Below are 22,426 nucleotides of genomic sequence, written 5' to 3' on the forward strand. Positions count from 1 at the left end.
GAACGCGCTGGAGCTGGAGCGGCACCGGTCTGGCGTAATGCTGGAGCGTTGGGGCGGGTGCCGGCGCATCACGGGCGCCCAGTGCAGGAGGATCGCCGTAAGCCACCAGACGCCATGCCCTGCGTAGAGCCCGGAGCCGCGCTGCAGCGGTCGAACAATCACATGGTCTGCGGGTGTGTCACGCAACTGCGCTATCGGCCGCCGAGAACGTCAACGCACAGATCAGCGCGCAGACGAAAGCCCGCCCATGTAACGCGATCACACGAGTGGAAAATAAAACCCAGGCACGACAAAAAGCGGCACTTGGCCGCTTCGCGTCTTGATACCAGAACCGCTTACTTCATGCGGTAGGTAATACGACCCTTGGTGAGGTCGTACGGCGTCATCTCAACTTTGACACGGTCGCCGGTGAGGATGCGGATGTAGTTCTTGCGCATACGGCCGGAGATGTGGGCGATGATTTCATGCCCGTTTTCCAGCTTGACCCGGAACGTGGTGTTGGGGAGCGTCTCGCTGACGCTGCCTTCGAATTCAATGGAGTCGTCTTTCGACATGTAATCCTGTGCAATCACGGTTGGCCCGGCAGGGCCGTAAGGGACAGTATTTTACGCCCCATCTCGCCGACGCGCAAATTTTATGTTAAGCGGACTCCTGCAAGCGCGCTTGCGTGCCGTTCGCCATAGCGTTGCGTCCAGCTGCCAGGTGGCTCGGGCAATGCGACCTGGGTGGCTACGTGCCGCAGGAACTGCTCGCGTGGCAGGCGTTGGGCGCCCAGGCGCATCAGGTGCGGGTTTTCTACCTGCGCATCGATCAGTGGCCAGCCGCGGCCATGCAGCTCGGCGGCGAGCGCTGCCAGTGCAATCTTGGAGCCGCCACTGGCGCCGCTGAACATGCTTTCGCCGAAGAACATCTGACCGATCGCAACCCCATAGATGCCGCCTACCAGACGCGCGCCGTCGAACACTTCGACTGAATGCGCGTGGCCGCGTCTGTGCAGGTCCAGGTAGGCCTCCTGCATCTGGTCGGTAATCCAGGTGCCGTCCTGGCCAGGGCGCGGGCTCGACGCGCAGGCGGCGATGACCTGCGCAAATGCCGTGTCGGCGCACAGGGTCCAGGTGCATGTGCGCAGCTGCCGCCTGAAGCGGGACGACAGGTGGATGGCGTCGGTGCGGAACACGGTGCGCGGGTTCGGGCTCCACCACAGCAGCGGTTGGCCGTCGGAGAACCAGGGAAAGATTCCGTGCGCGTAGGCGTTGAGTAGCCGCTGCGGGTGCAGGTCGCCGCCGATGGCGAGCAGCCCATCGGGCTCGCGCAAGGCGTGCTCGGCGGGTGGGAACGGGCTTGCAGGATCCGGTGACAACAGATGGGGCAGGGTGCGCGACATGCGCAGAGTCTAGCGGCGCGGTCTGGGCTGCGGCGACGTCGTCAGTCGCGGAACGGGCTGTGTTCGGCCAGCTCGACGGCATGCTGGGCCACGGCGGCACGCTCATCGGCGCACCACTGCGCCAGCGGCTCACGGAAGCCGGGGTCGGCAATCCAGTGGCGGCTGCGCACCAGGGTGGGCAGGAAGCCGCGCGCAATCTTGTGTTGCCCCTGGGCGCCGGGTTCGAAGCGGGTGAGGCCTTCGCGCAGGCAATACTCGATGCCCTGGTAGTAGCAGGTTTCAAAATGCAGGCCGGGCAGTGCTTCGCCGCCCCAATAGCGGCCGTACAGGGTGTCGCCGCCGCGCAGGCATAGCGCCCCGGCGATGGGTTGCCCGTCCAGCTCGGCCAGGAACATCACCAACTGCCGCGGCAGGTGCTGCGCCAGGTGCTGCAGGAATTCGGGCGTCAGCGCGGGCGAATTGCCGTATTCGTTGAAGGTCTTGAGGTAGAAGCCGTACATCGCATCCAGATCGGCAGCGCTGGCCTCGTCACCATGCAGCACACGAAAACGCACCCCGGCGCGCTGCACCTTGGCGCGCTCCTGGCGGATGTTCTTGCGGTGCTTGTGGTTCATCGCGGCCAGGTAGGCCTCGAAGTCGGCCCAGCCGGTCGCGTTGTGCCAGTGGTATTGCAGGTCGTTGCGCTCCAGCCACTCTGCGGTGAATGCCGCGTCCTCATTGGCGGGATAAAAATTGACGTGCGCAGACGACAGGCCGGCGCTTTCCGCCAGGGTGCGTATGCCGTCGAGCAGGTGCGTATGCCAGCGCGGGTCGCCCAGCAAGCGGGGGCCGGTCACCGGCGAGTACGGCACCCCGCACAACCACTTGGGGAAGTAGTCCTGGCCGTAGCGGGCATAGGCATGCGCCCAGGCGTGGTCGAACACGAATTCGCCATGGGAGTTGTTCTTGAGGTAGCCCGGGGCAGCGGCGACCAGGGTGTCGCCGTCCCATAACGTCAGGTGCAGTGCCTGCCAGCCCCAGTCCGGGCGAAGGCAGCCCTCGCGCTCCATGCCTTCGAGGAAGGCGTAGGAAACGAAGGGGTGCGCGCCGTCATGCAGGCTGTCCCAGGCGCCGGCGGGTATCTCCGCAAGCTGGCGGCACCAGCGCGCAGTCACGCTCACGCCGCTGCCCCTCTAGCGCCAGGAGCCTGCGGGTGGGGCCGTCGGCCAGCCATCACCTTAGGCGCTCTTGTCCAGATAGCGTTCGGCATCCAACGCGGCCATGCAGCCGAAACCAGCCGAGGTGATTGCCTGGCGATAATGCTGGTCGGCGACATCGCCGGCGGCGAACACGCCGGCCACCGAGGTCTCGGTCGCCGCGCCGTTCAGGCCGGAGCGGATCTCCAGGTAGCCGTTGTTCATGGCCAGCTGGCCGTCGAACAACTGCGTATTGGGGTGGTGGCCGATGGCGACAAAGAAGCCGTGCGCGTCGATGTCGCGGGTGCTGCCGTCGACGGTGGACTTGACCCGCACGCCGGTCACGCCGGCATCGTTGCCCAGCACTTCTTCGATGGCATGGTGCCAGACGGTTTCGATCTTGCCGGCCGCCACCTTGGCGAACAGCTTGTCCTGCATGATCTTTTCGGCGCGCAGTGTGTCGCGGCGGTGCACCAGGTAGACCTTGCGGGCAATGTTGGACAGGTACAGCGCTTCTTCGACCGCGGTGTTGCCGCCGCCGACCACCACCACGTCCTGGTCCTTGTAGAAGAAGCCGTCGCAGGTGGCGCAGGCGGACACGCCGCGGCCCTTGAACGCTTCTTCGGTGGGGATGCCCAGATACTTGGCGGTGGCGCCGGTGGCGATGATCAAAGCGTCGCAGGTGTACTCGGCGCTGTCGCCGATCAGCCGGAACGGGCGCTGCGACAGGTCGGCGGTATGGATGTGGTCGAAGATGACCTCGGTATCGAAGCGCTCGGCATGCGCCTGCATGCGGCTCATCAGGTCCGGGCCCATCAAGCCGTGGGGGTCGCCCGGCCAGTTGTCCACCTCGGTGGTGGTCATCAGCTGGCCGCCTTGCTGCAGCCCGGTGATCACTACCGGCTTGAGGTTGGCGCGGGCGGCGTAGACCGCGGCGGTCCAGCCGGCCGGGCCGGAGCCGAGGATCAGCAGGCGGGAATGCTTGGCGGGACTGGCAGAGGAGGCGCTCATGTATACTCGCGATCTAGGAAAAGGCAGGGTTGGCGCGGTGCAATCAGCGTCCCTGTGGCGGCATAGAGTGGCGGTCCCCACCCGGTGAATCAAGGCGGCGCGATGGAACTGCTTGGACCGCCGATGGCATGGTCATCCCCATTCGCGCTTTCGACGCCGCCCTGTGCGGCGTTTTTCGTTGGCTGCGGCGCGGGTTGCTGGCGATCCGATGCGTGGCTGCTGAAACTGTGCACTCAGTCGTTTATTATCAACCACTAACAGCATTTTTCTAAGGTCTGGCTACAGGTGGCAAAGCAGGTTCCCGAACGCAGCAAGCCCGCAGAGGGCAAGTCGTCGTCGCGCAAGCCGGCGGCCGCGGACAATCCCCGTCGGCAGAAGCTCTGGCGCGATCTGGCGCTGATCGCGGTTGCGCCGCTGTTGCTGTACCTGTTGGCGAGCCTGTTCACCTATTCAGCGGCGGACCCGGGCTGGTCGCAGACCGGCAGCGTGGTCGCACCGGTGCACAACATGGGCGGCCGGGTAGGCGCCTGGATTGCCGATGTGCTGCTGCAGCTGTTTGGCTACGTGGCCTTCCTGTTGCCGGTGGTGTTGGGCGCAGTGGCCTGGATCGCCTTGTTCGGCATGGACAAGGAAGGGCAGGCCGAGGCCGACCTGGGCCCGGCCTTGCGCCTGGTCGGCATGGTCGGCTTCCTGATTGCCTCGACCGGCTTCCTGCACCTGCGCCTGTTCAATGGCGACGTGGCTGGCGCGGGCGGCATCCTGGGCCGGCTGGTGAGCAATTCGCTCAGCGCCGGGTTCGGTGCGCTGGGGGCGAACTTGTTCGTGGTGGTGCTGCTGCTGGTGTCGATCACGCTGGCGACCGGGTTGTCTTGGTTCGTGGTGATGGAGCGCATCGGCAAGTGGGTGCTGGCGCTGGGACCGTTGCTGCAGCGCAAGTCGCATCAGGCCACTGAGTGGCAGCAGACCCGCGTGATGCGCGAAGAACGCGAGGAAGTGCGCAAGGTCGATGCGGTCAAGCAGGCCAAGCGCGAGCCGGTCAAGATCGAGCCGCCACCGGCACCGGTGGTGGAAAAGAGCGAGCGCGCCAAGCGCGATACCCAGATCCCGATGTTCCAGGGCGTGAGCACCGACGGCTCGGATCTGCCGCCGCTCGCGCTACTGGACGACCCCAAGCCGCAGGCCAAGGGGTATTCGGAAGAGACGCTGGAAACGCTGTCGCGGCAGATCGAATTCAAGCTCAAGGATTTCCGCATCGAGGCGCAGGTGGTCGGTGCATATCCGGGCCCGGTGATTACCCGGTTCGAGATCGAGCCCGCGCCCGGCGTGAAGGTCAGCCAGATCAGTTCGCTGGACAAGGACATCGCACGCGGGTTGTCGGTGAAGTCGGTGCGCGTGGTGGACGTGATTCCGGGTAAGTCGGTGGTGGGGTTGGAGATCCCCAACGTTACCCGCGAGATGATCTTCCTGTCCGAGTTGCTGCGCTCCAAGGAATACGACAAGTCGGCCAGCCCGTTGACGCTGGCCCTGGGCAAGGACATCGCCGGCCGCCCGACGGTCGCCGATCTGGCGCGCATGCCGCACTTGCTGGTGGCCGGTACCACTGGTTCGGGCAAGTCGGTGGCGGTGAATGCGATGGTGTTGAGCCTGCTGTTCAAGGCCTCGCACAAGGAACTGCGAATGCTGATGATCGACCCGAAGATGCTCGAACTGAGCGTCTACCAGGGCATCCCGCATCTGCTGGCGCCGGTGGTCACCGACATGAAGGAGGCCGCCAATGGCCTGCGCTGGTGCGTGGCCGAGATGGAGCGCCGCTACAAACTGATGAGCGCGGTGGGCGTGCGCAACCTGGCCGGCTTCAACAAGAAGGTCAAGGATGCCGAGGACGCCGGCCAGCCGATGATGGATCCGCTGTTCAAGCCGAACCCGGAACTGGGTGAAGCGCCGCGGCCGCTGGAAACGCTGCCGTTCATCGTCATCTTCATCGACGAATTCGCCGACATGATGATGATCGTCGGCAAGAAGGTCGAAGAGCTCATTGCGCGCCTGGCACAGAAGGCACGTGCGGCCGGCATCCACCTCATTCTGGCCACCCAACGCCCCTCGGTGGATGTGATCACCGGCCTGATCAAGGCCAATATCCCGACCCGCGTGGCGTTCCAGGTCAGCTCCAAGATCGACTCGCGCACCATCCTGGATCAGTCCGGTGCCGAGGCGTTGCTGGGCAATGGCGACATGTTGTACCTGCCGCCGGGCACGGCGTTGCCGGACCGCGTGCATGGCGCCTTTGTCAGCGACGAAGAAGTGCATCGGGTGGTCGAGCATCTCAAGGCCAGCGGGCCAGTGGCGTATGTGGACGGCGTGCTGGATGAAGTGCAGACCATGGGCGATGGCACCGTGGTTGGCGCGACCGGGTTGCCTGAAAGCAGTGGCGGCGGTGGCGACGAGTCCGACCCGCTGTACGACGAGGCACTGCGCATCGTCACCGAGACCCGGCGCGCGTCCATTTCGGGCGTGCAACGTCGCTTGAAGATCGGCTACAACCGCGCTGCGCGGTTGATCGAGGCGATGGAGGCGGCGGGCGTGGTCAGCCCGCCCGAACACAACGGCGACCGCACCGTGCTGGCGCCGCCGCCGCCGAAAAGCTGAGCCTGCCATGGCGTACGTCGCTACGGTGTCGGCGCCGTGTATCGGCCGTTTCTGGAGGCGCGTCCATGCGTCTGGCGGGCGCAACGGCTACCCTGTAAACCAAGGGCCGCTCCGGTCCGCCGCGATCGAGACCCATGCTGCGTTGTCCCTTGTTGTTGTGTGTGCTGCTTTTTTCCATGCCGCTGCTGGGCCAGGCGCAGCAGCAAGCGGCCGCGCCCGCATCGGCGGCGCGCGCCCAGGCTGACACCAACTACAGCTTCGTGCGCTACCGCGCCGACTACGAAGTGCGTGACGACGCCAGCAGTGTGGAAACGGACACCTACGAGGTCCTGCTCAAGACCAAATCGGCGGTCGAGCAGTTCAGCCAGGTGCGGCTGAGTTACAGCGAAAAGATGGAAACCCTCGACGTGCTCGAGGCCTACACCATCACCGCCGAAGGGCTGCGCCAGGACGTGGCGGCCGACAAGATCTACACCCAGGAAAGCTACTCCAGCGCGTCGGCAGCGATGTATGCCGACCGCAAGGTCAAGGTGGTGGTGTTCCCGAATCTTGCGCCGGGCGCGCGCATCATCTACCGCGTGCGCCGCGCGCAGAACACGCCGTATTTCCCCGGGTATTTCAGCCTGTGGGAGACCTTCAGCGTGTTTGCGCAGTACGACGATGCGGTTGTCACCCTGGTCGCGCCGAAGTCACTGCCGATGCACCTGTCGGTGCGTGGGCTGGAAGGCAGCACCAAGCCGGTGGTGCGGGGCGACCAGGCGCGCTGGGAGTGGCATTACCAGCGCGCCGTACCGATGAAGAACCAGAACTGGAGCGCGGCCACCTGGGAGTTCAGCCCCACGCTGATGGCCAGCACCTTCGACAGCTGGTCGCAGATGGGTCTGGCGTATCACGTCAAAGGCGGGCGGGCAGCAGCAGTGACGCCGGCGATCCAGTCGCTGGCCGATGAGGTAACCCGCGGCATCGACGCGCCGCGCGCGCAGGCGGCGGCGTTGTACGCCTGGGTGGCGCGCAACATTCGCTACGTGGCGGTGTACCTGGGCAACGGCGGGCTGGAGCCCAACAGTGCCGACAGCATCCTGGCCAACCACTATGGCGACTGCAAGGATCACACCGTCATCCTGGAAGCACTGCTGGCCGCCAAGGGCATCGCCAGCACGCCGGTGTTGATCGGCGCCGAAGGCGGGCCGACGCTGCCGCCGATCCCGGTGCTGGGGCGGTTCAATCACGCCATCACCTATATCCCGGCATTCGATCTGTACGTGGATTCCACCAACCCCTATGCGCGCTTCGGCCAGCTGCCTGCCGGGGATCTCGGCGCACCGGTGGTGCACACACTGGATGGCAAGGTCACGCAGACGCCGCCGAATGATCGCAAGCTCAACCGCTACGTGGCCCGCACCGAGTACCGCTTCACCCCGCAAGGTGGCCTGGAAGGGCTGACCACGCTGGACAGCGGCCAGACCGGCGAGGTGGGTTTGCGGGCGATGTTTGTGCAGCTCAATGCGCAGAACCGCAACCGCATCGAGGAATCCATCATTGCCCAGTCCGGTTTCGACGGCACCGGCGATCTGTTGATCCAGGGCGATCCACTCGACCTGGATGCGCCATTCAACTACCGCTATCGCTTTCAGGCCAACGACGCGGTGGATTTCTCGGTGGTCGGCGGCATGACCTTGCCGGATATGCCAGGCGCTGAATCGACGCGGGCGATCTATACGACCACCTCGGCCGAAGACAATCTCACCCCGTTCTACTGCAACGACAGCGTGCGCGAAGAAACCTATGCGGTGACCTTTCCGGACACCGTGCCGATCATTGCCATTCCGCGCAGCAGTACGTTCCGCAATGCGGCCGGCGAGTATGCCGTGGACTGGACCCGCAAGGGCCAGACCGTGACTGCGGTGCATCGCCTGCAACGCGCCGCCATTCGCGGGCCGCAGGCACTGTGCCAGCCGCAGGATTACCGCGCCTTCCGCGAGCTGTATCAGCAAGTGCGCCGCGGCTTCCGTGGGCAGATCGTCTACGGCGACCTCTCGCGGGTGCAGACCGCGCGGTGAGGGTGAAGCAGGCGGGCACACGCGGCTGAACATCGGCCGCCGACACTGCTCGCCCATTCATCCAGGAAGCTTCAGAATTCACCTAGTCCCTTTTGGAAGACCGCGATGCATCGCCAGTTCCGTTACGCCGTCCTCGCCACCGCCTTGCTCGCCGGTACCGCTTTCGCCGGCGCACGTCAGGAGCTGGATGCCTTCACTCGCGGCTTGAAGGGCCTGGACGGGCAGTTCAGCCAGAAGGTCACCGATGCCAATGGCCGCGCCAAGGAAACCTCCAGCGGCCGCGTTGCGTTGTCGGCGCCGCGTCTGTTCCGCTGGGAATATGCCAAGCCGTACAAGCAACTGATTGTGGCCGACGGCAAGAAGGTCTGGGTGTTCGACCCCGACCTGGAGCAGGTGACCGTTCGCGTGCAGGGCACCGAAGAACAGAACAGCCCGTTGACCGCGTTGATCGACCCGGCGCGTCTGGACAAGCAATACGACGTCAGCGAAGAAGCCGCCGAGCGTGATGGCTTGCAGTGGCTGTCGCTGACACCCAAGGTCGATACCGAAGCCAGCTTCCAGATGGCCTCGCTCGGCTTCGGCAAGCAGGGTCTGGCCAGGATGGAAATCGTCGATGCGGTGGGCCAACGCACGGCGATCACCTTCGAGGGCTGGAAGCGCAACCCCGCATTCGCCGCCGACACCTTCCGCTTCACGCCCGCCAAGGGTGTGGATGTAGTGGGCGACGCGCAGTAACCATGGCAGCGGTGCCAATCAGTGCACGCAGCAGCGCCGGCGCAATGCTGCGTTGCCATCGGCCCCGCATGCCGGCGCGCTAGACTACGCACGTGGCACGTACCAGGCTCCCTGTCGAAACCGCCGATCTGCTGAGCGTGGATGGCGATCATCTGCGTCCGCTGGCCGAACGCATGCGGCCGCGTACGCTCGACGGGATGGTGGGTCAAAAACGTCTGCTGGCACCCAATAGCGCGTTGCGGCGCGCGGTCGAATCCGGCCGCGTGCACTCGATGATCCTGTGGGGTCCGCCGGGCTGCGGCAAGACCACGCTGGCGCTACTGCTGGCGCATTACGCCGATGCGGAATTCAAGGCCATTTCCGCGGTGCTGTCCGGCTTGCCGGAGGTGCGCCAGGTGCTGGCCGAGGCCGCGCAACGCTTTGCCAGCGGCCGGCGCACGGTGTTGTTCGTCGACGAGGTGCACCGCTTCAACAAAGCGCAGCAGGATGCCTTCCTGCCGCATATCGAGCGCGGCACCATCCTGTTTGTGGGCGCCACCACCGAAAATCCGTCTTTCGAGTTGAACTCGGCCTTGTTGTCGCGCTGCCGCGTGCATGTGCTGGAAGCGGTCTCGCCGCAAGACATCGTTGAGGCCTTGCAGCGCGCATTGCAGGACAGCGAGCGCGGGCTGGGGCAGGAGACCATCCAGGTCACCGATGCCTCGTTGCTGGAAATCGCCAGCGCCGCCGATGGCGATGTGCGCCGCGCGTTGACGCTGCTGGAAATCGCCGCGGAGCTGGCAACGGGCGAGGGCGGTGAAATCACGCCGCAAACGCTGCTGCAGGTCCTGGCCGATCGCACCCGCCGCTTCGACAAGAATGGCGAGCAGTTCTACGACCAGATCTCCGCGCTGCACAAGTCGGTGCGCAGTTCCAATCCCGATGCCGCGTTGTACTGGCTCACCCGCATGCTCGATGGCGGTTGCGACCCCGCGTATCTCGCCCGCCGGCTGACCCGCATGGCGATCGAGGACATCGGCCTGGCCGATCCGCGCGCGCAGAGCATGGCGCTGGAGGCCTGGGACATCTTCGAGCGCCTGGGCAGCCCGGAAGGCGAGCTGGCCTTTGCGCAGTTGGTGCTGTATCTGGCCAGTACCGCCAAGTCCAATGCCGGTTATGCCGCCTTCAATCAGGCCAAGGCCGAGGTGCGCGCCACCGGCACCCAGGAAGTGCCGCTGCATCTGCGCAACGCGCCGACCAAGTTGATGAAGACGCTCGGCTACGGCCAGGATTACCAGTACGACCACGATGCCGAAGGCGGCATCGCGCTGGGCCAGACCGGCTTTCCGGATGCGATGGGCGAGCGGGTGTACTACAACCCGGTGCCGCGCGGGCTGGAGATCAAGCTCAAGGAAAAGCTCGACCGGCTACGCGAAGCACGCGAACAGGCCCGTGCTGACAAGGGCCGCAAGCCCACCGCATAATCTGCTGCACTGGAGATGGCATTCCTCCTTGAACCGCGCGCTTGTTCAGTGCGCTGATGATGCCTGCCCACCCACGCCGGGGCGGCAGGCCGCTGTCCCGGCATCGCGATGTATCGACCGAGGAGCATGCCGATGATGCGTTCTAAGCCTTCAAGACCTGTCTGTGCCCTGCTCACGGTGCTCCAATGAGTGCGCCGGTGTGGTGGCAACAGGCGCTGCTGGCTATGGCGGGCGGCGCGGTGGGCTCCGGCCTGCGCTTTGCCATTGGTGCATCGCTGCTGCAGCGCTTCGGCACGGGATTTCCCTGGGGAACGCTGACCGTTAACTTGGTCGGTGCTTTTTTCGCCGGCCTGTTGATGGTCTGGCTGGATGCGCGCGGGCCAGCGAGTTGGGCGTTGCGCGCCTTGCTGATCGTCGGTGTGATGGGTGGGCTGACGACGTTCTCGTCGCTGATGATGGAGTGCCTGGTGTTCGCACGCACCGAGCGGTCCACCCTGATCGGTCTCTATCTGGCGGTGACGCTGCTCGCCGGGCTGGCGCTGGTGTTTGCGGGCGCACGTACCGGCCAATGGCTGGTTGCGCGTTGATGGTTTCGCCGCAGCGCTGAAACGACCGAAGGCGTGCTTGAGCACGCCTTCGGTCTTTACAGCATCCGGCGCGACGAGCCCGCGTTGCCGGCCCGCCGCGTTGCGCTTACAGCGCTTCGATGATGCCCGCAGCACCCATGCCGGTGCCGATGCACATGGTGACCATGCCGTACTTCTGCTGACGACGGCGCAGGCCGTGGACCAGGGTGGCTGCACGGATCGCGCCGGTGGCGCCCAGCGGATGGCCCAGCGCGATCGCGCCGCCCAGCGGGTTGACCTTGGACGGATCCAGTTCGCTGTCGCGGATCACTGCCAGTGCCTGCGCCGCGAAGGCTTCGTTGAGTTCGATCCAGTCGATCTGGTCCTTGGTCAGGCCGGCCTGCTTGAGCGCCTTGGGAATCGCGGCGATCGGGCCGATGCCCATCACTTCCGGGCGCACGCCGGCCACCGAGAAGCTGACAAAACGGGCTAGCGGGGTCAGGCCGTAATCCTTGATTGCCTGTTCGGAGGCCAGCAGCACCGCGCCGGCACCATCGCTCATCTGCGAGGAATTGCCGGCAGTGACGCTGCCGCCGAACTGGCCGTTACGGAACACCGGACGCAGCTTGGCCAAACCTTCGAGCGAGCTGTCCGGACGCGGGCCTTCATCGGTGTCGACCAGGCGCTTGCGCAGCGCAATCACGTTGCCGGCCAGGTCGGGCTGATGCGACAGGATTTCGTACGGAGTGATTTCGTCGCGGAACTCGCCAGCCGCAATGGCCGCGATGGCTTTCTGGTGCGAGGCCAGCGCGAATGCATCCTGATCTTCGCGCGAGACCTTCCATTCCTCGGCGACCTTCTCGGCGGTGATGCCCATGCCGTAGGCAATCGCCACGTGGTCGTCGGCGAACACATTCGGCGACATCGCGACCTTGTTGCCCATCATCGGCACCATCGACATCGACTCGGTGCCGCCGGCCAGCATCAGGTCGGCATTACCCAGACGGATCTGGTCGGCCGCCATCGCCACGGCCTGGATGCCGGACGAACAGAAGCGGTTGATGGTCTGCCCGGCCACCGTATTCGGCAGACCGGCCAGCAGCACGCCGATGCGCGCCACATTCATGCCTTGCTCGCCCTCGGGCATCGCGCACCCGATGATGGCATCGTCGATCCTCGACAAATCGATGCCCGGCGCCTGCGCCACCACCGCACGCAGCACGTGCGCCAGCATGTCGTCAGGACGGGTATTGCGGAACACGCCCTTCGGCGCCTTGCCCACCGGCGTACGCGTGGCGGCAACGATGTAGGCTTCTTGAATCTGCTTGCTCATGTGGCTTTCTCCGAAAGCCGGGAATGGGGAGTAGGGAATCGGGAATCGCGACTGCGGATTCGCCTGAGTTCACCCTCGACATCGACCGGCAGAATAGTGGGAGGAGCAGGGAATCGATTTGGCTTTCACCATTCCCGATTCCCCATTCCCGATTCTCAGTTCCTCAGCGGCTTGCCCGTCTTGAGCATGTGGCCGATGCGTGCCTTGGTCTTTTCCTGCTGGGCCAGCTCGACGAAGTGCTTGCGCTCCAGCTTGAGCAGCCATTCCTCGTCCACCAGCGCGCCGCGGTCGATCTCGCCGCCGCACACCACGGTGGCGATGCGGGTGGCGATCTCGTAGTCGTATTCACTGATGAAGCGGCCTTCCAGCATGTTGACCAGCAGCATCTTGAAGGTGGCGATACCGACGTCGCCGGCCACCTGGATGCGGCGTGCCGGCAGCGGCGCGCGGTAGCCGCCTTCGGCCAGTGCACGCGCTTCGGCCTTGGCAATGTGCAGGGCTTCATAGCCGTTGAACACCACCTTGTCGGTGGCACGCAGCAGGCCCAGTTCCTTGGCATTGACCGCCGAGTTGGACACCTTGGCCATCGCCACGGTCTCGAAGGTCTTCTTGAGTTCGGCGAACACGTCGCCGCCAGGGCCGGCCGCCACCGAAGCGCGCACCGCCAACTCCTTGAGGCCACCACCGGCCGGCAGCAGGCCGACGCCAGCTTCGACCAGACCGATATAGCTTTCCAGCGAGGCCACCGTCTTGGCGCTGTGCATCTGGAACTCGCAGCCACCGCCCAGTGCCAGGCCGCGCACCGCCGAGATTACCGGCACCTGCGCGTACTTGATGCGCTGGCTGGTGGCCTGGAAGTTGGCGACCATCGCCTCGAACGCATCGACCTTGCCGGCCTGCAACAGGCCCAGCGCACCGGCCAGATCGGCGCCGGCGGAGAAGGGTTCCTTCTGCTGCCAGATCACCAGGCCGGCGAAGTCTTTCTCCGCGCGGCCAACAACTTCCTGCAGGCCATTGAGCACGTGATCGGACACGGTGTTCATCTTGGTCTTGAAGCTGACCACCGCGATGTCGTCGCCGTCGTGCCACATGCGCACGCCGTCGTTTTCGAACACCGTCTCGCCCGGCGAAAACTGCTCGCCCAGCAGCGGGTCTGGGAAGCGCTGGCGCTTGTACACCGGCAGCGCCGAACGCGGCAGCTTGGCATCGCGCGCCGGGCTGTAGGAGCCCTCGGCCGCGTGCACGCCATCGCGGCCGTCGAACACCCAGTTCGGCAGCGGCGCGCTGCTCATGCTCTTGCCGCTGGCAATGTCTTCGGCAATCCACTGCGCTACCTGCTTCCAGCCGGCGGCCTGCCAGGTTTCGAACGGGCCCAGCGACCAACCGTAGCCCCAGCGGATCGCCAGATCCACATCGCGCGCGGTCTCGGCAATGTCGGCCAGGTGATAGGCGCTGTAGTGGAACAGGTCGCGGAACGTCGCCCACAGGAACTGCGCCTGCGGATGCTGGCTCTCGCGCAGCTTGGCGAACTTTTCGGCCGGGTTCTTGATCTTCAGGATCTCGACCACTTCCGGCGCAGCGCTGCGATCGGCGGCGCGGTAATCCTGCTTCTCCAGGTCCAGCACCACGATGTCCTTGCCGACCTTGCGGAAGATGCCGGCGCCGACCTTCTGGCCAAGCGCACCCTTGGCGATCAGCGCCTCCAGCCACTTCGGCGACTTGAAATACTGGTGCCACGGGTCGTCCGGCAGGGTGTCGCCCATGGTCTTGATCACGTGCGCCATGGTGTCCAGGCCGACCACGTCCGAGGTGCGGTAGGTCGCCGACTTCGGGCGGCCGACCAGCGGGCCGGTCAGGCCATCGACTTCATCGAAGCCCAGGCCGAACTCGGCGGTGTGGTGGATGGTGGACAGAATCGAGAACACGCCGATGCGGTTACCGATGAAGTTCGGGGTGTCCTTGGCGTACACCACACCCTTGCCGAGCGTGGTGACCAGGAAGCTTTCCAGGCCTTCGAGCACGGCCTTGTCGGTGCCCTTGGCCGGAATCAGCTCGGCCAGGTGCATATACCGCGGCGGGTTGAAGAAGTGCACGCCGCAGAAGCGATGGCGCAGCTGCTCCGGCAGCACGTCCGACAGCTTGTTGATGCCCAGCCCGGACGTATTGGAGGCCAGCACCGCATGCTCGGAGACGAACGGGGCGATCTTCTTGTACAGGTCCTGCTTCCAGTCCATCCGCTCGGCAATCGCCTCGATGATCAGGTCGCAGTCGCGCAGCTGCTCCAGCCCGCTCTCGTAGTTGGCCGGCGTGATCGCCTCGGCCAGCGCCTTGCTGGCGAGCGGGGCGGGGCTGAGCTTGCCCAGGTTGGCGATGGCCTTGAGCACGATGCCATCAGCCGGACCTTCCTTGGCGGGCAGGTCGAACAGCACGGTGTCGACACCGGCGTTGGTGAGGTGCGCGGCGATCTGTGCGCCCATGACGCCGGCACCGAGCACGGCGGCGCGACGGACTAGCAACGGATTGGACATAGCGATGAGCCTTTGGTGAGTGCGACTACGGTGTGGAATGGGTGCGGAAACCGGGTTCCGCGAAACGAATCAGTTCGCGCGCGGCGTGCGCGCGATGGTCGGCCTCGCTCACGCCCGCCGGGCGTTTGATGAGGCCGAAATCGGCCATGGCATAGGTGAGCGCTCCGGCCAGGAAATCCAGGCGCCAGTACAGCTCCTCCTTGCTCAGGCCCGGCACGCAGCCGGCGATGGCCTTGCCGAACTCGCGCAGCACATGGCCGTAATGGTCGGAGAGGAACTTGCGCAGGTTGTCGTTCTTTTCGGCATAGGCCCTGGCGATCACGCGGACGAAGGCGCCGCCACTCTGGCGGTCCTGGGCCATGGCCAGCGCCGGCTCCACGAACGCGGCCAGCACCGCAGTGAGTTCGCCCGGCTGGCTACGCTTGGCGGCCTCGAGCTGCTGCAGCCGTGCGGCGGTCATCTCGTCCATGCGCCGGCGGAACACCTCGTTGACCAGGTTTTCCTTGGAGCCGAAGTGGTAGTTGACCGCGGCGATATTGACGTCGGCCTGGGTGGTGAGCTGGCGCAGCGAGGTGCCGGCGAACCCGTGCTGTGCGAACAGCTCCTCGGCCGCGCTGAGGATGCGGTCCTTGGTCGAGAAGTGGGCGGGCTTGGGCATGGACAGGCGTGGCGCTCAATCAAACGATTGTTTGAGTCTACGGGCTCGCCGACGCCATGGTCATGCCGCACTGCAGCACGATTCAGGGCCTGGTATGCAAAGGTAAGGACGACGGGATAGAATTGACCATCGCAAAGAAGGCTAAGCCCGCGTTTTGACGCGGGTTTTTTTCATGATAACCTCGGGCCTTCAGTGGCCCGCCCAACGGAGATTCTCCCATGGCGCTGGAGCGCACCCTGTCCATCATCAAGCCCGACGCCGTCGCCAAGAACGTCATCGGTGAAATCTACAGCCGCTTCGAGAAGGCTGGCCTGAAGGTCGTGGCCGCCAAGTACAAGCAGCTGTCGCGCCGCGAAGCCGAAGGCTTCTACGCCGTGCACCGCGAGCGTCCGTTCTTCAACGCGCTGGTCGAGTTCATGATCTCCGGCCCGGTGATGATCCAGGCGCTGGAAGGCGAGAACGCCGTGGCCGCACACCGCGACCTGCTGGGCGCCACCAACCCGAAGGACGCCGCACCGGGCACCATCCGTGCCGACTTCGCTGATTCGATCGATGCCAACGCCGCCCACGGCTCGGACTCGGTCGAGAATGCTGCTAACGAAGTCGCGTATTTCTTTGCTGCAACTGAAGTGGTCTCGCGCTGAGGCCGAGAGAGTCGAATCGTGAATGAGGTCGTGATCCCCTCCGTGTTGCTGGACGTTCCCGTCCCGGCTGCAACGGTGCACAAGCAGAACCTGCTCGACCTCGACCGCGAGGGACTGGAGCACTTCTTCGCCGATACGCTCGGCGAGGCGCGCTACCGTGCCCATCAGGTGATGAAGTGGATTCATCATCGCTACGTCACTGATTTCGACCAGATGACGGACCTCGGCAAGGCGCTGCGTGCGAAGTTGCACCAGCACGCCGAGGTCCTCGTCCCGAATGTCGTGTTCGACAAACCGTCGACCGACGGCACCCACAAGTGGCTGCTGGCCATGGGGACCGACGGCAAGAATGCGATCGAGACGGTCTATATCCCCGACAAGGGCCGTGGCACGCTGTGCGTGTCTTCCCAGGTCGGCTGCGGCTTGAACTGCACCTTCTGTTCGACCGCCACCCAGGGCTTCAACCGCAACCTCACCACCGCCGAGATCATCGGGCAGGTCTGGGTTGCCGCGCGCCATCTGGGCAATGTGCCGCACCAGCAGCGTCGTCTCACCAACGTGGTGATGATGGGCATGGGTGAGCCACTGATGAATTTCGACAACGTCGTGCGCGCGATGAGCGTGATGCGCGACGATCTGGGCTACGGCCTGGCCAGCAAGCGGGTGACGCTGTCCACCTCGGGCCTGGTGCCGATGATCGACCGGCTGGCCACCGAAAGCGACGTGTCGCTGGCCGTTTCGCTGCATGCCGCCAACGATGCACTGCGCGAGTCACTGGTGCCGTTGAACAAGAAGTACCCGATCGCCGAGTTGATGGAGTCGTGCGCGCGCTACCTGCGCGGCAATAAGAAGCGCGACTCGGTGACGTTTGAATACACCTTGATGAAGGGCATCAACGACCAGCCCGAGCATGCGCGTCAGCTGGCCCGGCTGATGCGGCAGTTCGACAATGCCGTGCAGTCCAAGGATGCCGGCAAGGTCAACCTGATTCCGTTCAACCCGTTTCCCGGCACGCGCTACGAGCGCTCTGGCGAAACCGAGATCCGCGCATTCCAGAAGATCCTGCTCGATGCGCAGGTGCTGACGATGGTACGCCGCACGCGTGGCGACGATATCGATGCAGCCTGTGGTCAGCTCAAGGGCCAGGTCATGGACCGGACCCGTCGCCAGGCGGAATTCCGCCGCACATTGGAAGGGCAGGCCGATCGAGATGCGGCAGCGTGATATCGCGTTAATGGCGGCCGCAGTGATCGCGCTCAGCGCGGTTGGCTGCGGCGGGCGCAATGCGAAGCCTGGCAAGATCAGGAGTGTTGAGCAGGTTGCGCCCAATTACGATTTCCGTGACAGCTCGGCCACGCGCGATCGCCTGGCACTGGAGCAGAAGCTGGGGCTCGCCAACAACCGCATGCAGAGCGGCGATTACGCCGCTGCAGAGCAGCTAGTGCGCGACGTGTTGAAGAAGACGCCCAACTCGATCGACGCGCTGATGTTCCTGGGCGTGATTCAACAGGGGCAGGGCAATCTCGCTGCAGGCGACACCTATCGCCGTACCGCCGAACTGGCACCGCAGCGCGGTGATGTGCTCAACAACTATGGCGCCTGGTTGTGCGGCAACGGCAAGGCGGCGGAGTCGCTTGCATGGTTTGATCGTGCACTGGGTGACCAGACCTACGCGCCGGCGCCTGCCTTGGCCAACGCAGGTGGCTGCGCCTTGCAGGCGGGTCAGCCGGAGCGTGCTGTGCGCGAGTTGCGCAAAGCGCTCGATCTGGAACCCACCAACGCCTATGCGCTTGAATCCATGGCGCGTTATGAAGTCCAGCGTAAAGGCTTTTTCGAAGCCCGCGCATTCGTCGAACGACGGCTCGCGGCTGCACCGGCAACTGCTTCCGTGTTACAACTCGCCATTCAGATTGAGCAAGGGCTCGGCGACATGGTAGCTGCCGGCCGTTATCAACAGCGGTTGGTCAAGGAATTTCCTGACGCAGCGACCGCTACTCCTGGGGCCAATGCATTGTGATCAGTGATTCCAATCCGAATCCTTTCGAGCAGGAAAAGGGATGCGGGCAGCAGTTGCGCGACGCGCGCGAAGCGGCAGGTCTGAGCGTGGACGATGTGGCAGGCAAGCTGCGCATGCCGGCCCACGTGGTGCGTTCGCTCGAACAGGAAGAATGGCAGCGTCTCGGCGCGCCGGTCTTCGTGCGCGGGCAGTTGCGCAGCTACGCGCGCCTGCTGCGTGTCGATCTGGATCCGCTGCTGCAGCAAACCACGATTGCGCCGGTTGAACCGGTCAAGCTGGTCAGTCACACGCATACACCGCGTGCCCGGCGGATTCTGGAAAGCACCGCTCGCAAGGCGATGTACGTCGTGATCACCGGCGTGTTCGCAGTGCCGGTGTGGTACGCCACGCGCTCGCACCTGGATGGACAGGGGCCAAGCACCGTGTCGCTGGACAGCGTGCCGGATGCTGCCAAGACCGGCACGCCCGCGCGGACTGCCGAGCCACCGTCTTCCGTGCCGCGTGAACAGCCGGCGCCGTATATCGCGTCGATGACGCCGGTGCCCCGGGCCACGCCTGCTGCCGAGGCCCCGCCCGCCAGCAGTGCGGGCACGTTGTCGTTGCGTTTCAGCGGTGACAGCTGGGTGCAGATCCTGGCACCGGATGGCAGCGCGGTGGAAAAAGCGTTGATCCGTGCCGGCGAGCAACGCACCTATTCGCCGGGCCAGATCGGCCGTGTGGTGCTGGGCAATGCATCAGCGGTAGAGGTTCAGCAAGGCGGCAGTATCGTCGACGTGAAGCCGTTCCAGCGCGCTAACGTGGCACGTTTTGCGGTATCCTCCGACGGCTCCGTGGTGCCTGCTTCCGAATAGAAGCGGACTGCGGTTTTTCATTTTCCCCTTTTGATGTTCCGCGCCTGCAGGTGGCGGAGCGAGAGTACGCATGGCGATCGACGATCTGCTCGACGAACACGAACAAGGTGAACGGGTTCGTTCCTGGTTGAGAAAGAATGGCGCGGGTCTGATTGGCGGAGTCCTGCTGGGACTGGCCCTGATCCTGGGGTGGCAGTGGTGGCAGAAGCGCAACACGACCGCGTCGGTGGAGGCCAATGCCCGCTACGAGGCCGTGGTCAAGTCCATCCAGGGCAAGGACCTGGACAAGGCCGCTAAGGACATCGTGGCGCTGGACGACGGCAAGGGTGGCGTTTACGCCGAGCTCGCTGCGCTGCGCCTGGCCAAGGCCCAGATGGATGCCGGCAAGACCGCCGAAGCGATCAAGACATTGCGTGATGTGCCCGCCGAAGGCGAGCTCAAGCAGATCGTGCAGCAGCGCCTGGCGCGCGTGCTGACCGACAGCGGCAAGCCGGATGAGGCGATCAAGCTGCTGGCCGATGCGCAGGATCACACCAGCCTGGAAATCCGCGCCGATGCGCTGGTGAAGCAGGGCAAGCGCGACGAAGCACGCGCGCTCTATACCAAGGCACTGGCAACGGTGGATGTGGCATCGCCGCAGCGCCGCCTGCTGGAAACCAAGCTGATGGATGTGGGCGGCACCGTGCCCGATCCGGCGGAGCCGATTTGATGAAGCAGGTTGATATGTACAAGCGCGTTGCATTGATCGCCCTGATGGGCATGTCGCTGGCGGGTTGCAGCACCGTCAAGGGCTGGTTCGCAGGCAAGGACGCGGCTGCCAAGAAGGCGCAGGAACCGGCCGAACTGGTCAAGTTCGAGCCTTCGGTCAAGGTCGACAAGCTGTGGTCTACCGGCGTGGGCAAGGGCGAGGGGCACATCGGTGTGCGTCAGCGTCCGGCCGTGGCAGATGGCAAGGTGTATGCGGCCGCCATCACCGGTGGCGTGCAGGCGCTGGATCTGCAGACCGGCAAGCGCGTGTGGGAATACAAGCCCAAGAAAGAAGAGCGCAACGATCGCAAGTTCAAGCAGCGCCTGTCCGGTGGTCCGGGTGTGGGCGAGGGCCTGGTGGTGATCGGCACGCTTTCCGGTGACGTGATCGCGCTGAATCAGGCCGACGGCACCGAGAAGTGGCGGGCCAAGGTGCCGAACGAAGTCATCGCCGCGCCTGCGATCGCGCAGAGCCTGGTGCTGGTGCGCAGCAACGACGGCCGCGTGAGTGCGTTCGATGCAGCCACCGGCGAGCGCCGCTGGTTCCATGCCGAGGAAGGTCCGACCCTGTCGGTGCGCGGCAATGCGCCGATCGTGACCGGCCCGGGCGTGGTGTTTGTCGGCAACGATGTCGGCACCCTGAGCGCCCTGGCGCTGCAGGATGGCCGCCCGTTGTGGGAACAGGCGATCGGCGTGCCGGAAGGCCGCACCGAGCTGGAGCGCATGTCCGACGTGGATGGCGCCCCGGTGCTGGATGGCACCACCCTGTACGCAACCAGCTTCAAGAACGAAACCCTCGCCCTGGAAGGCCCCAGTGGCCGTCCGCTGTGGACACGCGATCACGGCGGTGCCGGCGGTCCGGGCGTGTCGTCCAGCGTGGTGGTGGTGGCCGACAACGCCGGTTCGGTGTGGGGCCTGGACAAGTCCAGCGGTGCGGCGATGTGGTCGCAGGCTGCGCTTGCACGCCGCTCGTTGACCGGTGTGGTCATCCAGGGTGATTACGCCGTGGTGGGGGATTACAAGGGCTACCTGCACTGGCTGAAACTCAGCGACGGTGCTCTGGCCGCGCGCGCTCGCGCTGGACGCGACACGCTGCTGGCACAGCCGCTGGTCGTTGATGGCATTCTGCTGGTACAAAATACCGACGGCGATATCACCGCCTTCCGGTTGGCACAATAAGGACCTTGCGATGCTGCCCCTGGTCGCCCTGGTTGGACGGCCCAATGTCGGCAAGTCCACCATCTTCAATGCGCTGACGCGCACCCGTGACGCGCTGGTCCATGACCAGCCTGGCGTCACCCGCGACCGCAACTACGGCGTCTGCCGGCTCGACGAGCAACAGCCCTTCATCGTGGTCGATACCGGTGGTATCGCCGGCGACGAGGAGGGCTTGGCCGGCGCCACCGCGCGCCAGGCACGTGCTGCGGCTGGCGAAGCCGATCTGGTGTTGTTCGTGGTTGATGGCCGCGAGGGCGCCTCGTCGCTGGACGACGAAATCCTGGCCTGGCTGCGCAAGCTGGCCCGGCCGACCGTGCTGGTGATCAACAAGATCGACGGTACCGATGAAGAATCGGTGCGTTCGGAGTTTTCGCGCTATGGCTTCTCCGATGTGGTGGCGCTGTCGGCCGCCCATCGGCAGGGCATCGACGACTTGCTGGAAGAAGTCGGTGCGCGTTTGCCGGAGGAAGGCGCTGGCGAATTGCTCGATAACGACCCCGCGCGCGTGCGTATTGCATTCGTGGGCCGCCCGAACGTGGGCAAGTCGACGCTGGTCAATCGCCTGCTGGGCGAGGAGCGGATGATCGCGTCGGAAGTTCCCGGGACCACGCGCGATTCCATCGCCGTGGACCTGGAGCGTGACGGGCGCCAGTACCGCCTGATCGACACGGCCGGCCTGCGTCGCCGCGGCAAGGTGGAAGAGGCGGTCGAGAAATTCAGCGCCTTCAAGACGCTGCAAGCGATCGAGCAATGCCAGGTCGCGGTGCTGATGCTGGATGCGACCGAAGGTGTGACCGATCAGGACGCGACCATTCTCGGTGCGATTCTCGATGCGGGCCGCGCACTGGTGGTGGCGATCAACAAGTGGGATGGGCAGAGCGACTATCAGCGTGCCCAGGCCGAGGACTTGTTGTCGCGCAAGCTGGGCTTTGTGAACTGGGCCGAAGCCGTGCGGATCTCCGCGTTGCACGGCTCGGGCATGCGTGAGCTGTTTCAGGCGATCCATCGTGCGCATGCATCGGCCACGCATGAGTTCAGCACCAGCGAAGTGAACCAGGCGCTGGAAATTGCCTACGAGACCAACCCGCCGCCGAGCATTCGCGGGCATGTCTCCAAGCTGCGTTATGTGCACCCCGGTGGCGCCAATCCGCCCACCTTCATCGTGCATGGCACGCGCCTGAAGGTGCTGCCGGAGTCGTACAAGCGTTATCTGGAAAACTTCTTCCGTAAGCGCTTCAAGCTGGTCGGCACGCCGGTGCGCTTCATCTTCCGCGAGGGTGCCAACCCGTACGAGGGCAAGAAGAATCCGCTCTCCGATCGGCAGATCGCGCGGAAGCGTCGCCTGATGCGGCACGTCAAGGGCAAGTAAGCCGGCACGGCGCGCTGGTAT

At 65.0% G+C, this 22,426-nt stretch carries 19 protein-coding genes and 1 riboswitch; of the genes, 12 read left to right on the forward strand and 7 right to left on the reverse strand.

The annotated features are described in order from the left end of the window. Positions 1-335: 335 nt before the first annotated feature. The 4 genes from infA to trxB all read right to left on the reverse strand — a co-directional run bounded on the left by infA (position 336) and on the right by trxB (position 3,570). Positions 336-554, reverse strand: coding sequence for a translation initiation factor IF-1 (gene infA / locus ACCQ01_RS10555; protein ID WP_002813418.1), 219 nt, complete (start codon positions 552-554; stop codon positions 336-338). Between the two features lie 80 nt (positions 555-634). Further along, positions 635-1,384, reverse strand: coding sequence for a leucyl/phenylalanyl-tRNA--protein transferase (gene aat, locus ACCQ01_RS10560; RefSeq protein ID WP_228432940.1), 750 nt, complete (start codon positions 1,382-1,384; stop codon positions 635-637). Positions 1,385-1,425: 41 nt separating this feature from the next. After that, the gene (locus ACCQ01_RS10565) at positions 1,426-2,544 is read right to left on the reverse strand and encodes a GNAT family N-acetyltransferase (RefSeq protein WP_228432941.1); all 1,119 of its coding nucleotides are present in this window, start codon (positions 2,542-2,544) and stop codon (positions 1,426-1,428) included. 57 nt (positions 2,545-2,601) lie between these two features. Continuing rightward, on the reverse strand, positions 2,602-3,570 hold the full coding sequence (gene trxB, locus ACCQ01_RS10570) for a thioredoxin-disulfide reductase (RefSeq protein ID WP_228432942.1): 969 nt from the start codon (positions 3,568-3,570) through the stop codon (positions 2,602-2,604). A gap of 285 nt (positions 3,571-3,855) precedes the next feature. On the opposite strand from trxB, the gene ACCQ01_RS10575 reads away from it, so the two are divergent. The 5 genes from ACCQ01_RS10575 to crcB all read left to right on the forward strand — a co-directional run bounded on the left by ACCQ01_RS10575 (position 3,856) and on the right by crcB (position 11,061). Beyond that, positions 3,856-6,216, forward strand: coding sequence for a DNA translocase FtsK (locus ACCQ01_RS10575; protein WP_228432943.1), 2,361 nt, complete (start codon positions 3,856-3,858; stop codon positions 6,214-6,216). 134 nt (positions 6,217-6,350) lie between these two features. After that, positions 6,351-8,276 carry a DUF3857 domain-containing transglutaminase family protein gene (locus ACCQ01_RS10580; protein ID WP_228432944.1) on the forward strand — a complete coding sequence of 642 codons (1,926 nt, stop codon included), beginning with the start codon at positions 6,351-6,353 and terminating at the stop codon, positions 8,274-8,276. Positions 8,277-8,381: 105 nt separating this feature from the next. Continuing rightward, positions 8,382-9,011 (forward strand): outer membrane lipoprotein periplasmic chaperone LolA, encoded by a 630-nt coding sequence (gene lolA / locus ACCQ01_RS10585; RefSeq protein ID WP_228432945.1) that lies wholly within the window; start codon positions 8,382-8,384, stop codon positions 9,009-9,011. A gap of 173 nt (positions 9,012-9,184) precedes the next feature. Next, on the forward strand, positions 9,185-10,474 hold the full coding sequence (locus ACCQ01_RS10590; protein ID WP_267132100.1) for a replication-associated recombination protein A: 1,290 nt from the start codon (positions 9,185-9,187) through the stop codon (positions 10,472-10,474). Positions 10,475-10,476: 2 nt separating this feature from the next. Continuing rightward, positions 10,477-10,547, forward strand: a riboswitch (Fluoride riboswitch). 112 nt (positions 10,548-10,659) lie between these two features. After that, entirely contained in the window at positions 10,660-11,061 is a 402-nt protein-coding gene (gene crcB, locus ACCQ01_RS10595) for a fluoride efflux transporter CrcB (RefSeq protein ID WP_070693060.1), read from the forward strand. Positions 11,062-11,167: 106 nt separating this feature from the next. On the opposite strand, the gene ACCQ01_RS10600 is transcribed toward crcB, so the two are convergent. From ACCQ01_RS10600 to ACCQ01_RS10610, 3 genes are all read right to left on the reverse strand, one after another. Further along, complete coding sequence (locus tag ACCQ01_RS10600; RefSeq protein WP_005991024.1) at positions 11,168-12,373, reverse strand: acetyl-CoA C-acyltransferase; 1,206 nt, start codon at positions 12,371-12,373, stop codon at positions 11,168-11,170. Between the two features lie 155 nt (positions 12,374-12,528). Next, positions 12,529-14,901 (reverse strand): 3-hydroxyacyl-CoA dehydrogenase/enoyl-CoA hydratase family protein, encoded by a 2,373-nt coding sequence (locus ACCQ01_RS10605; protein ID WP_228432947.1) that lies wholly within the window; start codon positions 14,899-14,901, stop codon positions 12,529-12,531. A gap of 25 nt (positions 14,902-14,926) precedes the next feature. Then, complete coding sequence (locus tag ACCQ01_RS10610) at positions 14,927-15,559, reverse strand: TetR/AcrR family transcriptional regulator (RefSeq protein ID WP_011037144.1); 633 nt, start codon at positions 15,557-15,559, stop codon at positions 14,927-14,929. A 218-nt stretch (positions 15,560-15,777) separates the two neighbouring features. On the opposite strand from ACCQ01_RS10610, the gene ndk reads away from it, so the two are divergent. From ndk to der, 7 genes are all read left to right on the forward strand, one after another. Beyond that, positions 15,778-16,203: a nucleoside-diphosphate kinase gene (ndk, locus tag ACCQ01_RS10615; RefSeq protein ID WP_002812972.1), complete on the forward strand. Its 426-nt coding sequence runs from the start codon at positions 15,778-15,780 to the stop codon at positions 16,201-16,203. Between the two features lie 18 nt (positions 16,204-16,221). Next, on the forward strand, positions 16,222-17,427 hold the full coding sequence (rlmN, locus tag ACCQ01_RS10620) for a dual-specificity RNA methyltransferase RlmN (protein WP_040941316.1): 1,206 nt from the start codon (positions 16,222-16,224) through the stop codon (positions 17,425-17,427). Between the two features lie 10 nt (positions 17,428-17,437). Continuing rightward, on the forward strand, positions 17,438-18,220 hold the full coding sequence (locus ACCQ01_RS10625; RefSeq protein WP_228432982.1) for a tetratricopeptide repeat protein: 783 nt from the start codon (positions 17,438-17,440) through the stop codon (positions 18,218-18,220). After that, positions 18,217-19,071, forward strand: coding sequence for a helix-turn-helix domain-containing protein (locus ACCQ01_RS10630; protein ID WP_228432948.1), 855 nt, complete (start codon positions 18,217-18,219; stop codon positions 19,069-19,071). The genes ACCQ01_RS10625 and ACCQ01_RS10630 overlap by 4 nt, the downstream gene beginning before the upstream one ends. 70 nt (positions 19,072-19,141) lie before the next feature. Continuing rightward, a complete protein-coding gene (locus ACCQ01_RS10635) occupies positions 19,142-19,780 on the forward strand; it encodes a YfgM family protein (protein WP_011037148.1) in 639 nt (212 codons plus the stop codon). After that, positions 19,780-20,997, forward strand: a complete 1,218-nt coding sequence (gene bamB, locus ACCQ01_RS10640) for an outer membrane protein assembly factor BamB (protein WP_228432949.1) — start codon at positions 19,780-19,782, stop codon at positions 20,995-20,997. Before ACCQ01_RS10635 ends, bamB begins: the two co-directional genes overlap by 1 nt. 10 nt (positions 20,998-21,007) lie before the next feature. Continuing rightward, a complete protein-coding gene (gene der, locus ACCQ01_RS10645) occupies positions 21,008-22,405 on the forward strand; it encodes a ribosome biogenesis GTPase Der (protein WP_011037150.1) in 1,398 nt (465 codons plus the stop codon). Positions 22,406-22,426: the final 21 nt, after the last annotated feature.

The sequence above is a fragment of the Xanthomonas sp. NCPPB 4037 genome (assembly GCF_041475695.2).
Taxonomy (GTDB): Bacteria; Pseudomonadota; Gammaproteobacteria; order Xanthomonadales; family Xanthomonadaceae; genus Xanthomonas; species Xanthomonas campestris.